Here is a 10232-nt window from a genome sequence, read left to right as displayed (position 1 = left end):
GCCGGGAAGGAAGCGCGCCAGCACAGCCGTCTCGATCCAGGCGAGGAGCTCGTCGTGGGTGAGATCCTGAAGGGTCAGCGTCTTCATGCCCGCGCTCCCTTCGCCTTTCGCAGCTGCTCGCCGCCGAGACGCATCCACTCGATGAACTGCTCACCTTCGAACCGGCGCGTGTCCTCCGGCATGTGGCAGCGCGCGCCGAGCTCGACGAGACGCCGGCGCAGGGCGTGGTAGGACGCCTCCTGCATGTCGCGCGTCGAGCGACAGCCGCTCCAGTCCACGCCGGCCTCACGGCCGATCCATGCCTTCAGCGCCTCGATCGCCTTGTTGGCGTCGGCCGCCTCCCGCCACCAGGCCGGGTGCGAAATGCCCGTCTGGCGCTCGACGAAGGCGAGCAGCCCGGCGTCGCGCCGGTTCCGAACTACGCCGAGGTTGAAGCCGGTGATCCAGAGCGCCCGTAGCTTGCCGGCATAGGGACCGTCCATGCGTACGGCGCCCCGTGCGGCCGGCTTTGAAGGGCCTTTCAAAGGGGCATCAACGCGGCCCGGCAGAGCGCGGAGATAGTCGAGCACGCGGCCGGCCTCACGGGCATTAAGGGCCTTCGACGACGATTGCCCGGTCTCGCGGCGCAGGACGTCGCGATAGGTGTCCTCGTCGAGGCCGGCGCGGCTCTTGGCGGCGTGGATGGCGCCGATCTGCTCTTTGGAGATGGGAGCGGTGCTCATGATTTCGTGCCCTTCCTGCCGACAGGACGCAGAGCGAGATCGGCGGCGATAATCTCGTGGGTGAGGCGAGCGAGATCTCGCTCGGCGGCCAAACGGCGCATGCTGCGCGGCGCCATCCTGTTGATCTGCTTGAGGAGCTCGTGACGGTTGCGCACCAGCAGCGAGAGACGCCCGCGGACCTCGACGGCGAGGAGTGGCGGCAATTCCTGATGCTGATCGCGCACCCTGGCCATCACGCCGCACTCCCTGCCTCCGCAACGGCGGGCCGGTGCGGCTTCGGATTCCAGGTGTCGTGACCGGGCCATGGCTCGATGGCGAACAGCTCGGCGCCGAAGGCGTTGGGGCGCAGGCGCTCGACCATGCGCCGCATCTCCGGCGGCTTCTGGCTGTGCGCCCGCCGTGGGCTCTCGATCAGATTGCGGACGGCCCGGTCGGCGACCTGGGGCGATCCGATCGTGGCGAGCAGGAACGGCTCACAGCTGGAGCGCAGGATGTAGCCGGTGCCGAAGGCGCGCTTGCCGGTCCGTGTCGTCTTGGTCCAGCTGCCGCCGGTCTTGTAGGTGAAGCCCCAGCGCCGGACGATCTCAATGGCGGCAGGCAGCTTCGGCCACACCGCCCACATGACCAGGATGCAGTCATCGGACGCGAGCAGATGAACCGGGAGCGAGGCGATCTCCTCGTCGGACATCGTCTCGTAATGGGCCTCGGGGGACTTCCCGTAGCCCTTCTCCGACCGCATTTCGTACTTCCACGGCGGATCGGCGATGATGACGCCGTACTTGTACTGACGCAGGTGATCGAACGCCCAAGCCGGGGATGTCATAGATCGGCCTCCCAGCGCCCGATGACGACTTCGCCGAGCCCTCGGAGCGAGGCGATTTCCTCCGCCCTCGCCAGATCGCCGGCGATGACGGCGCCGGCGAGATAGCGGTACTCCTCGCCCTCGTTGTCGATCCGCAGCTGTGTCAGCCACACGAGGCCGCGAGCGCGCAGGAGCCGAAGGGTATGGACCTCCATGCCGTGCCGATCGTCGTAGCAAATGCCGTCCGCGAACGGCATGCGACCATGAACGTGGATCGGAGCGGGGGTCATGGCGCCACCTCCGCATCGGGATCCAGTTCCCTAAAGCGCATCGGCGCCGCAACGAACGACCAGCGGATGCGCAGGGGCACCATATGGCGCTCGGGGCAGCAGGAGATGTGACCCGCCCTGCGATACAGGTCAGCGTCACGCTGGGGATCGGTGGTAACGCTCCCGCATCCTGTGCATTCGAATATGGCTTCGCCCAGCCTGTTGAGCGCAGGCGCGCGTGCGTCGACCGCTCGTGCCGCGTCGGCCGAGACGAAGACATGCCGCCGACTGTCGGTGCAGGCGGTGCACAGATCGTCCTCAGCCCAGCTGCAGCCACCTTCGCACCCATCATATTCCGTGCAGCCGCAGCGCCGGCAGATGGGGCCGAGACGCGAGGGGATACGGGCCACCTCGCCCTCGAAGAAGATCTCGCGCGGCAGGGCGTCGACGACGGCGTCCTGCAGGGCGGAGATCATCTCGGCGTCACAGTAGCCGGCCGCTCGTGCGTAGGCTTCGGAAAGGTCTGCGATTTCTTGGATCAGTTCGTCGCGAGGCTGTGCGGCTTCCTGAAGCTGATCGTCGCAAGCCCATGCCGCGACCAGCTCGATGGCGATGGCGCCGATATCTGCCTGCTGTTCGGGGGAGAGCTGCGCCCACGCGGCGGAGCCGTCGATGCGCGGAAGATTGCTCATACCGCACCCCCGTGAGTTTCCAGAATGGTGCGGCCCTCCGGCGTGAGGTTGCTTTCTCTGTCCAGCCAGCCGGCTCGCCGGCACGAGAATTCGGAGCTGCCCCAACCGGCGGCATGACTCCGCGTAAAGGGGCGGCCGTAGTCGGCCGGCAGTCCGGCAGCCCTATTGCGCAGGATCCGCAACTGGACCGACGTTGGCTTCTTGGCGCGCTTGCTCATACCGCACCGCCGATCTTGGCGCGGGCCGAGGTGATCCAGTTGCGCATGGCGCCGGCCGCGCCGCCGGTCGAGGAGGCGCGGAAGCCGCCGAGGAAAAGCGCGACGTCGGCGCCTGTCTCGCGCCAGCGCGCGCCCTCGGTTCGGGCGAGTTCGTCCAGGGCGGCTTCCGCCGCCTTCCGGTGCTCGCTGTAGGAAGCGAAGCGAGAGGAATCGATCGGCGGCAGCTTGTCGAGGATCACCTCCACGATGACGACCAGGCGCCGCAGATTGGCGATGTCGAGGGGGCGCTTGCTCATGACAGCACCGCCCCGGCGGGCGCGCCGCTCAACGCCTTGACTTCCTGCAGGACGAATAGCCGAAGGGATGACGAGAGGTTCGTGCTCGCCCGGTTGACGTCGACCAGGGCGATCAGGTCGCCGAGGGTCATGCGGCGTCGCGCCGCGATGGCGCGAAGCTCGGTCCAGAACTCGTCTTCCAGCGAGACGCTGGTCTTGTGCCCGCCGATAACGACGGAACGCTTGGCGACGCCGCTGGTGAAGGCGTGGGGATTGACTGCGATCATGGAGCGCGACCTCCGGTTGGGGATGGGTTCAGGCGGCCTGCTTCAGGCCACGGTCGAGGAGTTCGAGGTGAGCGGCGACGACGGTCAGCTCTCGGCCGGCGAAGCGGCATCGGTGCCGGTAGCGGCGGGCTTGAGCGCGCGCGGCGCGTGCCGCCTCCTCGGTCTTGAAGGCGAGGCGCGCGTCGATCGCGCACCGGTGCTTCTCGCCGAGGATGTGGACCCGGAGGCGGGGCCGGCCCGTGGGGCCGGGATGCTCTCCAAGAAGGGATGCCCGCCGCACGCCGACATCACGGATGACGAAGACGACTTCCATCAGCGCCACCTCACGCGCTCGCGAGGTCGATGGTGACGGTGGTCCAGGAGCCATCCGGCCGCCGCTTGCGGAAGCGCAGATACGCCTTCTGGCCGACGACGCGGATCGAGTCGCGGATGGCGTCCATGGCGCGCTGCCAGCGCTCGTCCTCGATCTCCATGGCGAGCAGGGAGAACAGTTCGCCGCGGTTGATCTGCCCTTCCTTCTCCACGCTGAACACGCGGTTCACGAGCGCGCGGATCTCCGGCCGGCTGTCGGCGCCCCATTCGACCAGGCACTCGTCAACCAGCTTCTTCGCGGACTGCAGCTCGGCGCCGAAGGCAATCTGGTCGGCGATCTTCACCTCGATCCGCAGGCTGTCGTCGTAGGAGCGGAAAGTGACGTTGCCCTTGGCGCCGCCGGCGCGGGCGCCGTACTGCTGCTCCAGCATCGATTGAAGGGCGTTAAGATCTTCGAAGGTGTGGCCCTTGAAGCGAGCTACCTGCGCCGAGAGCTCCTCGGCGAAGAACATCACCTTGCGGACGGTCTCGTCCTCCAACTGATGCTGGGCCTTCACTATGGCGATCGGGGCGAGGGCGCCGCGCGGATCGCGCATGTATGTCTCGTCGCCGACCTCGACGAGGCCAGCTTTCATGGCCTCAAGTACGCTGAGCTCGTCGATGATGACGTGACCACCGGGCTTGCCGGCGAGCGTGGTTTCACTGGCCATCGTGGGCCTCCTGCTCGGGATGGAAAAAGAGGTAGCCGAGCTCGACGAAGCGCTCGGTCAGCTTCGGCTCGATCTCGTCGAGCTTGTCGTCGGCAGCGCTCTCGCCCGCCGCGTCACCGGCCATGCCCGCGGCGAACATCTCCTCGCGGACAGCTAGGTAGTCGGCAGCGAGGCGCGCCAGCGCGTCTATGGCGAGGAATGCCTGCGCGAGATCCCGCGTGTCCGACACCGACAGGCCGATGGCCTTGCGCTCGCTCGCCATCACCGCCTCGGCCGCGGCGCGCGCACCGTCGATGATCGTCATCATGCTGATCGGAGCCGCGCTCATGCCGCCGCTCCCTTGCAGTGGGTGGCGAAGGGACAGCCGCCACGGCACGCCCGGTAGAGCTGCGCCCGCGTGGAACTGGTGGCCGCGAACGGGCGAGACTGTTCTTCGAGACACCGATCGCGCTCGATCTCGCCGAGCACGGGGCAACTGACGATGGCGCCGAGGTAGGCACCGCGGACAAGCTGCTCCAGTCGTTCGGTTCGGCCGGCATAATTGGCGCCGAGGACGTGCGAGATCTGCGAGCCGGAGACGCCGAGGCGGCGGGAGACTGCTGCTTGCGTATCGCGCTGGCAGGCCTCGGCGAGCGCGAGGATCCAGTCCGGCGGCGAGCCCCAAGCGGCCTTGGCCTTGGCGATGAAGTCAGGAGCCGGCGCCATCACACCACCTCCTTGGCCGGCTCGGCCGCCATCACCACAGATCGGTTCTGGTCCCAGACGAACCGCGTGTGCATGACAAGCGGAGGCAGCGGCCCCGTGTTCATGTTCGGCCTGAGCCGCCATATCGCGAGCGTGCCTTTGACGCCGCCCTTGCCGGGCCGCACCACGTCGAGGTAGTCGGCGGCGACCAGGCGCGCGATGTAGCTCTTGGCGGCGGGCAGGCTGACCGAGACGACATCGGTTGACGCGCTGAACGCGAGTTCACGCGCATCGAACTGACGCAGGCTGCGCATGGCGCGCCACATCTGTTCCTGCGCGGTCGGCAGGCATTCGGAGCCATCGGGCCGCACACGAGGCGCATCGACGGGGTTTTTGAGCAGGCGGTAGTGCGCCGCCGGAGGAAGCCCGCCGCGATCCGGCCGGTTGACGACTTCGGCAAAGCCGCCCTTCGCGAGGCGCCGGACATACCGCCCAACGACCTCGTGGTGTGAGCGCGTCTGACCGGTGACCATTGCAATGGTCCAGGGGCCGGACATGTCGAGCTCACGAATGATCTTCCAGAAATCCGCGAAGCCGCGCGGGATCTCCAGCCGAATTTCGTGCAAGCGAGGGGTCGGGGGGCGATGGGTGCTCATGTCAGCCCACCGCCAGATCACGGTCACCGCGCTCGCGCGGCGCTTTCGCCGTGTAGAATTCCGACCTGCCCCACGCCGACCGGTCGACGTGCTGAACGCCGAGATTGCGGGCGATATCCAGAACCCGACTGAGGTTCACGGCGATCCGGCGCGCGCGGCCCTGGCTCTGGCGACGGATCTCGTCGAGCAGCTCGGGGGCAATGGTGACATTCGGGCAAAAGGCCCGCGCCAGATGCTCGGTATCCTCGATGTCGCAGGGCTGGACCGGCATCCAGTCGAGCACGCGGTTGGCAACGCGCTCGATGCGCTCCAGCTTCGACGGGAGCTTTTCCTCGCCGATCAGGATGACCGGCGCGCCGGAATGATCCTGAATTTCGCGGACGAGCTCGATGTAGCCCTTGTCGACGATCTTGTCGGCCTCGTCGATGATGAGCGGCCGTCGCGCATTTCTGGCGAGAGATGCCTTCACCCTCTCGGCCATGGCCGCGACGGTGCCGCGGCGGGGCTCGCCGAGTTCGAAGAGGATGGCGTCGAGAAAGGCCGAGCGGGTCCAGCTCTCGCCGACCTCCACCCGCGCCGCGCGGGTCTTGTTCTGCGCGAAGATCGACGCATAGGTCTTGCCGTAGCCCGAAGGGCCGTAGCAGACGCCGATGCCCGGCAGGTGCGGCGCGCGGTCAATCAGCTTGGTCGCGAGCGCCATGAAGGCGGCGACGTTCTTGAGGGCGATCGGCCCATTGACCTGTGGTGTAGCGACGGTCATTCTGGTCTCCTCAATCAACTTCAGAACCCGGCTTCGGCCGGGTTTTCTTCTTCAAGGGGGTCGCCCCACGTCGCGGCGTAGCCCCGGTATTCCGACCCTTCGCGGTAGCCACCGAGCCAGATCAGATCGTCGGGATTCACATCGCGACCGGCCTTGAGAGCGGCCGTGATGGTGCAGGCGCGCTTCCAGCGGTCGTGGCCGGTCTCGGCACGGCGGATGGGGGCCACGTTGTCTTCCGCGAGCAGTTGGCGCTGGAGGTCGACGACGGATGCGGGGACAGGGCGCGGCTCGACGGGCGTGGTCGCCTCGATCGCGGCCTCGATGGCGGGAGTGGAATGCACCTCCTCGCGCTTGGGAAAGGCGAGCAGCGTGCCGGCCTGCTGCTCGCCCTCGCGCAAGATCGCTTCGGCGAACTCACGAGGCCGGAACTTCACCTTGCGAAGCTCGGCAGTCCGTTCGGCCATGAACGCCTTCTGCGCCGCCTGAGCCCGGGCAACGGCCTCGGCCGGATCGACGCCGGCGATCTCGGGGGCAATCGCCTCGCCGATGAACGTTTCGCCGGAGGGGTCGAACAGGTAGGCCCGGCCCATGTCGGCGGGGTCCATGCGCACCAGCACCTCGGTGCCTGGCAGAACGCCGGCGGCGATATAGAAGGTATGGTCGACCTTCACGCCCTCCTTGCCGACCGTGCGGATGCCGTTGCGCCCGGCGACCGGCGCGAGCAGCATGTCGAGAGCACGGGCATCTACCCGCCGGATAGGCGTGCGGTCGGCGCTCGCGACCTGGAACGGCGTCGCGCCGGCAAGGGCGCTGTGCGGGCGGTTTGCGTAGCGGCCGTTAGCCCAGCGATCGCAATAGTCCTGCAGCTCGGCCGCCGTGAGATCGACGGAGAACGCCTTGTCATCGTCCCTGCCGAGCCGCTCGGCAAACGCCTTGCGCCCCTCGATCGCCTTACGGTCGGCCACCGAGTGGCCGATGAAACCCGGCAGCGTGCGCATGAGGTCGCGCTGCATGGTGCCGATCGCGCGCTCCACAGTGCCCTTCTGCCAGGGGGAGAACGGCGCGGAGAGTTCGACCTCGATGCCGAGGGCGGCAAGCACACGCTCTGTGTATTTGGCGGTGAAGTCGGATCCGTTGTCGGTCTTCACCCGCTCCGGCACGCCCCATTCGAGAATGGCGCGCCGCATGAGTAACCCGACCGCGGCGGCACGGGGCGTCCTGGTGATCAGGACCATCACCCGACGCGGATAGACGTCGACCGCGACGTAGGTGTTGTAGCGGCCGTCCTTCGTCAGCGCGTCGGCAGGCGAAGCGTCAATGGTCCAGAGCTCATTGCAGCGGCTGACGAGATGAGCCGTCCGACCCGACACCCGCAGCTTGTTCTTGAAGGCATCGGGATCGGTGAGGGCGAGGAGCTCTGACTTGTAGGCTTCGCGCCACGCCTTCAGGGCATTCTGAAAGGTGCGGATCGTCGGTATCGGTACCGAGGCTCCGTCGACGTCGAGCATGTCGCCGAAGCGGGCCTTCACCACCGCGCAGATGTGGTCAGCCGACAAGAAGGGATTTTTTGCCATGGCGGCGAGGATCACATTGCGGACCCCGCCTTCGTTCGCGACGTCCAGCACGCCGCGGCCGCGCCGCGCGGCGCCCCTGTCGACCGCGAGCCGATGCGTGGCGCCGGCCGCGCGGGCCGCGCGCCAGCGGAAGAGCGTCCGGGGCGTGATTGACCGCACAGCGGCCCGCACCCAAGGCGCCACCTCGATCGTGCCGGCCTCGTAGCTGGAGCAGAATAGGGCGTCGGCCCGTGCGCGCGGCAGGCCGCTGGACGCGGTGAACCGCTCGACGGCAGCAAGTAGGGCAAGGCGCGCGTCGCGCTGTTCCGCGGCGTTCAGCGCGAGGCGTTCGGCCTCAGGCTCGGCCTCCGCGGTCGCGGCGATGTCGACAGGCACGTCGATGGCCGACAATTGCACCTTGGCGCAGGCGACACGCACGTCCTGCGGCAATGCCTGGAAGGCGTAAAGGCGCGGCCGGCCGGTGCCGGCACCGATGGTGAAAGGCCAGTTCTCGCGGGCGGCACGCACTTCCGCGCCGCGCTTCGTCAAACCAAGCGCGTCCGCAATGGCGCCGATCGACAGCGGCTCCATCATGCGCGCCCCCGCCATTGGCGCCGGCCGAGTTTCTTGATGCGCTCAAGCTGCTCGATCTGCTCGGCCGCCATCGCCTCTTGGATGGCCCCCTCGAAGCGGGCTTCGATCACGATCCGCTCGATCGGATCGGCAGCGAGTTGAAGCAAGCGAGCATCGCCGGTGACGGCGCAGAGCGCGATGACGCGCATGTAGGAGATGGTGTGCGTTTCCTTCGCCTGAGAAGCGTAATTGTCCAGCATCGCGCGGGAGACGCCTTCGTCCTCGCCGAGGAAGTCGTTCATGCGGTCGGCGATCTCGTCGCGGGAGAGCTCGCTCGCGCCGAGCGTTTCGGCGACCGCGCGGGCAACTTGGTCGCGCCATGTCGCCGCCCGGACCCTGCGCTCGTCGAAGCGCTTGACGACGGTGGGCGGCGTCCAATCGAACAGATCGAGCGTGTGCGGATCGCGGCGGCTCATACGCGCTCTCCGAACATCTCGGGGCAGCGCTGACGCAGCACATCCTCGTGCCGCCGGAGCCAGAGCAGTGTGCGTTTCACGGCTTCGAGGCGCCGGGTCCGGTACTCTGCGAGCGACGGCCCCATCTTCCGGAGGGCGATCTTGTGGTCGTAATCAGCCCGGCGCTCATCGAGCGTGGTGCCGACTTCTTCAATCTGCTGACCAAGGGCGACACGCATGTCAGCGCTCCTCCCGAAAGAGGACCGGGCGGACACGGCGCGCGGCAGCGCCCGCCCGGCTCGCAAGTCTAGGGAGGATGCGGGTAGCCCCGCCGCCCCACCACTGGCGCAGGTGGCGCGCTTCCCCGATGCTCAGAGGTGCGAAAACCGAGTCGAGGGAAGAAAAATGGGATGGACGGACGGCTTCGGCCTGATCAATAGCGGTATCGACACGGGGAAGGCCCTGGTCGCCAGCATCAAGAAGCTGACCGGCGCGGTTGATCAGGAGATGAGGAACGACCTCAACCTCAAAATCGGCGACCTGATCGACACGATGCAGAGGATGCGCGATGAGTTCGCGCTTCTGCGCGACCGCTTCGCCGATCTTGAGCGCGAAAACGCCCAGCTTCGAGAGTTTGAGATCGACCGAGAGAATTACGTCCTTGAGGCGATCGGACCGCACAGCACGGCGTACGTGCGCAAGACGGCAGGCGCCTCGAATGAGGCACATCCCCACCTCTGTGCCCACTGTTTCGATCGCAAGGAGAAGTCGATACTTCAGTTTGAAAAGCACGATGCGCGCACGGACGTGCTCAAGTGCCACGCGTGCGGCAGCACGGTGCATATATCGGCCGATCGCGGTCCGAGCGTCCTCTCGGCACCCGGCCGGCCGCGCGCCATTTGGTAGCTGCAGCGACGTCAGAGCCGTCGTATTGAGCAGTTGCGCGCGCAAGCTCATGCTGCGCTCCCGAACTCGGCCGGGATCGGCATGGCGCGCCAGAGCGGCGCGAGCGGATTGCGCTTGAGAGCCGGAGACGTGTTGAGCCAGAGGGCGAGGCCGGCTGCGATATCGGCGCTGCCGAACACGCGCACATCCTCGTGCCGGCCCGCTTCACCGATGCTGAACGTCGGGATATCGGGACCGCCCTCGACCTTGGTCCAGCCGTCCCAGTACACGCACCCACTCGGGTGATCGGGGGCGAGGCGACCGATGACGTACATCATCGCGCTCACCACCGGCCGATGAGCGAAAGAATGCGGGCGAT

The 10232-nt window shown here is 67.4% G+C and carries 18 protein-coding genes; 2 read left to right on the top strand and 16 right to left on the bottom strand.

Going from position 1 to position 10232, the window contains the following annotated elements; translation table 11 throughout:
* Positions 1-83: 83 nt before the first annotated feature.
* The 7 genes from STARVERO_RS21960 to STARVERO_RS21930 form a co-directional block, all read right to left on the bottom strand.
* Positions 84-722 carry a regulatory protein GemA gene (locus tag STARVERO_RS21960; protein WP_159602127.1) on the bottom strand — a complete coding sequence of 213 codons (639 nt, stop codon included), beginning with the start codon at positions 720-722 and terminating at the stop codon, positions 84-86.
* The gene (locus STARVERO_RS21955; protein ID WP_159602125.1) at positions 719-955 is read right to left on the bottom strand and encodes a hypothetical protein; all 237 of its coding nucleotides are present in this window, start codon (positions 953-955) and stop codon (positions 719-721) included. Before STARVERO_RS21955 ends, STARVERO_RS21960 begins: the two co-directional genes overlap by 4 nt.
* Positions 955-1545, bottom strand: a complete 591-nt coding sequence (locus tag STARVERO_RS21950) for an MT-A70 family methyltransferase (protein ID WP_159602123.1) — start codon at positions 1543-1545, stop codon at positions 955-957. Before STARVERO_RS21950 ends, STARVERO_RS21955 begins: the two co-directional genes overlap by 1 nt.
* Positions 1542-1814 (bottom strand): hypothetical protein, encoded by a 273-nt coding sequence (locus STARVERO_RS21945; RefSeq protein WP_159602121.1) that lies wholly within the window; start codon positions 1812-1814, stop codon positions 1542-1544. The genes STARVERO_RS21950 and STARVERO_RS21945 overlap by 4 nt, the downstream gene beginning before the upstream one ends.
* Positions 1811-2485: a hypothetical protein gene (locus STARVERO_RS21940; RefSeq protein WP_159602119.1), complete on the bottom strand. Its 675-nt coding sequence runs from the start codon at positions 2483-2485 to the stop codon at positions 1811-1813. The genes STARVERO_RS21945 and STARVERO_RS21940 overlap by 4 nt, the downstream gene beginning before the upstream one ends.
* A gap of 214 nt (positions 2486-2699) precedes the next feature.
* Positions 2700-2999 (bottom strand): hypothetical protein, encoded by a 300-nt coding sequence (locus STARVERO_RS21935; RefSeq protein WP_159602117.1) that lies wholly within the window; start codon positions 2997-2999, stop codon positions 2700-2702.
* Complete coding sequence (locus STARVERO_RS21930; RefSeq protein ID WP_159602115.1) at positions 2996-3265, bottom strand: ribbon-helix-helix domain-containing protein; 270 nt, start codon at positions 3263-3265, stop codon at positions 2996-2998. Before STARVERO_RS21930 ends, STARVERO_RS21935 begins: the two co-directional genes overlap by 4 nt.
* Between STARVERO_RS21930 and STARVERO_RS21925 the strand changes: the two genes are divergently transcribed.
* A complete protein-coding gene (locus STARVERO_RS21925; protein WP_159602113.1) occupies positions 3264-3614 on the top strand; it encodes a hypothetical protein in 351 nt (116 codons plus the stop codon). The genes STARVERO_RS21930 and STARVERO_RS21925 overlap by 2 nt on opposite strands.
* Here the strand turns inward: STARVERO_RS21925 and STARVERO_RS21920 are convergent.
* Genes STARVERO_RS21920 through STARVERO_RS21885 form a run of 8 tightly spaced genes read right to left on the bottom strand, consistent with a single transcriptional unit; the run spans position 3589 to position 9207 of the window.
* The gene (locus tag STARVERO_RS21920) at positions 3589-4287 is read right to left on the bottom strand and encodes a DUF3164 family protein (protein WP_200837947.1); all 699 of its coding nucleotides are present in this window, start codon (positions 4285-4287) and stop codon (positions 3589-3591) included. The genes STARVERO_RS21925 and STARVERO_RS21920 overlap by 26 nt on opposite strands.
* Positions 4277-4615 carry a hypothetical protein gene (locus tag STARVERO_RS21915; protein ID WP_159602111.1) on the bottom strand — a complete coding sequence of 113 codons (339 nt, stop codon included), beginning with the start codon at positions 4613-4615 and terminating at the stop codon, positions 4277-4279. The genes STARVERO_RS21920 and STARVERO_RS21915 overlap by 11 nt, the downstream gene beginning before the upstream one ends.
* Complete coding sequence (locus STARVERO_RS21910) at positions 4612-4992, bottom strand: transcriptional regulator (RefSeq protein ID WP_159602109.1); 381 nt, start codon at positions 4990-4992, stop codon at positions 4612-4614. The genes STARVERO_RS21915 and STARVERO_RS21910 overlap by 4 nt, the downstream gene beginning before the upstream one ends.
* Complete coding sequence (locus tag STARVERO_RS21905) at positions 4992-5627, bottom strand: hypothetical protein (RefSeq protein WP_159602107.1); 636 nt, start codon at positions 5625-5627, stop codon at positions 4992-4994. The genes STARVERO_RS21910 and STARVERO_RS21905 overlap by 1 nt, the downstream gene beginning before the upstream one ends.
* 1 nt (position 5628) lies before the next feature.
* Positions 5629-6387 (bottom strand): AAA family ATPase, encoded by a 759-nt coding sequence (locus STARVERO_RS21900; protein ID WP_159602105.1) that lies wholly within the window; start codon positions 6385-6387, stop codon positions 5629-5631.
* A gap of 20 nt (positions 6388-6407) precedes the next feature.
* Positions 6408-8534: a DDE-type integrase/transposase/recombinase gene (locus STARVERO_RS21895; RefSeq protein WP_159602103.1), complete on the bottom strand. Its 2127-nt coding sequence runs from the start codon at positions 8532-8534 to the stop codon at positions 6408-6410.
* Positions 8531-8989, bottom strand: a complete 459-nt coding sequence (locus STARVERO_RS21890; protein ID WP_159602101.1) for a DNA transposition protein — start codon at positions 8987-8989, stop codon at positions 8531-8533. Before STARVERO_RS21890 ends, STARVERO_RS21895 begins: the two co-directional genes overlap by 4 nt.
* A complete protein-coding gene (locus STARVERO_RS21885; RefSeq protein WP_159602099.1) occupies positions 8986-9207 on the bottom strand; it encodes a hypothetical protein in 222 nt (73 codons plus the stop codon). The genes STARVERO_RS21890 and STARVERO_RS21885 overlap by 4 nt, the downstream gene beginning before the upstream one ends.
* Positions 9208-9373: 166 nt before the next feature.
* Between STARVERO_RS21885 and STARVERO_RS21880 the strand changes: the two genes are divergently transcribed.
* Positions 9374-9874, top strand: a complete 501-nt coding sequence (locus tag STARVERO_RS21880; protein WP_159602097.1) for a hypothetical protein — start codon at positions 9374-9376, stop codon at positions 9872-9874.
* Positions 9875-9921: 47 nt separating this feature from the next.
* Here STARVERO_RS21880 and STARVERO_RS21875 read toward each other — a convergent pair.
* Positions 9922-10232: hypothetical protein (locus tag STARVERO_RS21875; RefSeq protein ID WP_210253542.1), on the bottom strand; the 311-nt coding region annotated here is incomplete at its 5' end.

Source organism: Starkeya nomas, assembly GCF_902703545.1.
In the GTDB taxonomy this organism is placed as follows: domain Bacteria; phylum Pseudomonadota; class Alphaproteobacteria; order Rhizobiales; family Xanthobacteraceae; genus Ancylobacter; species Ancylobacter moscoviensis.
Note: the sequence above shows the minus strand (reverse complement) of the source record. Positions and strands in the feature narration are given on the sequence as shown.

Excerpts from the sequence above, each read along its gene's own strand:
- STARVERO_RS21960 (WP_159602127.1), bottom strand. The coding sequence starts at position 722 with ATGAGCACCGCTCCCATCTCCAAAGAGCAGATCGGCGCCATCCACGCC.
- STARVERO_RS21955 (WP_159602125.1), bottom strand. The coding sequence starts at position 955 with ATGGCCAGGGTGCGCGATCAGCATCAGGAATTGCCGCCACTCCTCGCC.
- STARVERO_RS21950 (WP_159602123.1), bottom strand. The coding sequence starts at position 1,545 with ATGACATCCCCGGCTTGGGCGTTCGATCACCTGCGTCAGTACAAGTAC.
- STARVERO_RS21945 (WP_159602121.1), bottom strand. The coding sequence starts at position 1,814 with ATGACCCCCGCTCCGATCCACGTTCATGGTCGCATGCCGTTCGCGGAC.
- STARVERO_RS21940 (WP_159602119.1), bottom strand. The coding sequence starts at position 2,485 with ATGAGCAATCTTCCGCGCATCGACGGCTCCGCCGCGTGGGCGCAGCTC.
- STARVERO_RS21935 (WP_159602117.1), bottom strand. The coding sequence starts at position 2,999 with ATGAGCAAGCGCCCCCTCGACATCGCCAATCTGCGGCGCCTGGTCGTC.
- STARVERO_RS21925 (WP_159602113.1), top strand. The coding sequence starts at position 3,264 with ATGGAGCGCGACCTCCGGTTGGGGATGGGTTCAGGCGGCCTGCTTCAG.
- STARVERO_RS21930 (WP_159602115.1), bottom strand. The coding sequence starts at position 3,265 with ATGATCGCAGTCAATCCCCACGCCTTCACCAGCGGCGTCGCCAAGCGT.
- STARVERO_RS21920 (WP_200837947.1), bottom strand. The coding sequence starts at position 4,287 with ATGGCCAGTGAAACCACGCTCGCCGGCAAGCCCGGTGGTCACGTCATC.
- STARVERO_RS21915 (WP_159602111.1), bottom strand. The coding sequence starts at position 4,615 with ATGAGCGCGGCTCCGATCAGCATGATGACGATCATCGACGGTGCGCGC.
- STARVERO_RS21910 (WP_159602109.1), bottom strand. The coding sequence starts at position 4,992 with ATGGCGCCGGCTCCTGACTTCATCGCCAAGGCCAAGGCCGCTTGGGGC.
- STARVERO_RS21905 (WP_159602107.1), bottom strand. The coding sequence starts at position 5,627 with ATGAGCACCCATCGCCCCCCGACCCCTCGCTTGCACGAAATTCGGCTG.
- STARVERO_RS21900 (WP_159602105.1), bottom strand. The coding sequence starts at position 6,387 with ATGACCGTCGCTACACCACAGGTCAATGGGCCGATCGCCCTCAAGAAC.
- STARVERO_RS21895 (WP_159602103.1), bottom strand. The coding sequence starts at position 8,534 with ATGATGGAGCCGCTGTCGATCGGCGCCATTGCGGACGCGCTTGGTTTG.
- STARVERO_RS21890 (WP_159602101.1), bottom strand. The coding sequence starts at position 8,989 with ATGAGCCGCCGCGATCCGCACACGCTCGATCTGTTCGATTGGACGCCG.
- STARVERO_RS21885 (WP_159602099.1), bottom strand. The coding sequence starts at position 9,207 with ATGCGTGTCGCCCTTGGTCAGCAGATTGAAGAAGTCGGCACCACGCTC.
- STARVERO_RS21880 (WP_159602097.1), top strand. The coding sequence starts at position 9,374 with ATGGGATGGACGGACGGCTTCGGCCTGATCAATAGCGGTATCGACACG.